This window comes from Eubacterium sp. CAG:156 (assembly GCF_000434315.1).
Lineage (GTDB): Bacteria > Bacillota > Clostridia > Lachnospirales > Lachnospiraceae > Eubacterium_U > Eubacterium_U album.
Map to the genome: position 1 here is coordinate 1 of NZ_FR878171.1, position 726 is coordinate 726.

1 protein-coding gene is annotated in these 726 nt (G+C 29.1%); it reads right to left on the reverse strand.

Features of this window, described 5'->3' with window-relative positions:
* Positions 1 to 217: 217 nt before the first annotated feature.
* A partial coding sequence (locus ABMA45_RS07975) for a hypothetical protein (RefSeq protein ID WP_348030107.1) occupies positions 218 to 726 on the reverse strand: 509 nt, incomplete at its 5' end.

Below are 726 nucleotides of genomic sequence, written 5' to 3' on the forward strand. Positions count from 1 at the left end.
GGGAACGATTTTCGAGGTGACTTTTGCACAGCACTACGCTTGACAAAGAGCTATAATTTTCAAATAAAAAGATGCTGTCGCGTTCAACGAGTCGAGGGTGCGGACATTTTCTTGGACTATCTAAGTGACCAATCCAAGTCTATGTCTGTACTCTCCTCTCTACTCATTTACTGATTACAGTAATGCATATAAAAACCGGATGCTTTTTTCTCATATGCTACCTCCTTATTATTTTAATTTGTTGTTTATCTCCTTTTTTTACATTTTGGTATTTTTTTACATATATCTTATCAATCTTCTTTGCCTTTGATACATCTATGTTTTTTATAGGGTTTCCTTCCAAAGAAAGAGAATGAATTTTTGCATTTGTTAAATCAATGTTTTCTATTTTATTAAATGATAAACATAAATGATTTATTGATGGCGTTTTACTCATTCGCACTTTATCAATTCCCGTAGTTATTACTGTCACTCTCTTCAATTTATCACATTTCGATATATCTAATTCTTTTATTCCTTTGCATTCATATAAATCTATATTTTTTATTTTTCCAATTTTAATATTTTTTAAATATTTTGAGTACCATACTTCAAGTCTTCTTAAATTCTTTAACTTTGATACATCTATTTCTTTTATTCCTTTACCTATTTCTTTCATGGAAATATTTTTAAGTTTCTCATTTTGACCATACACGATGCCATTACAATTAAATCCTATTGCCTTAA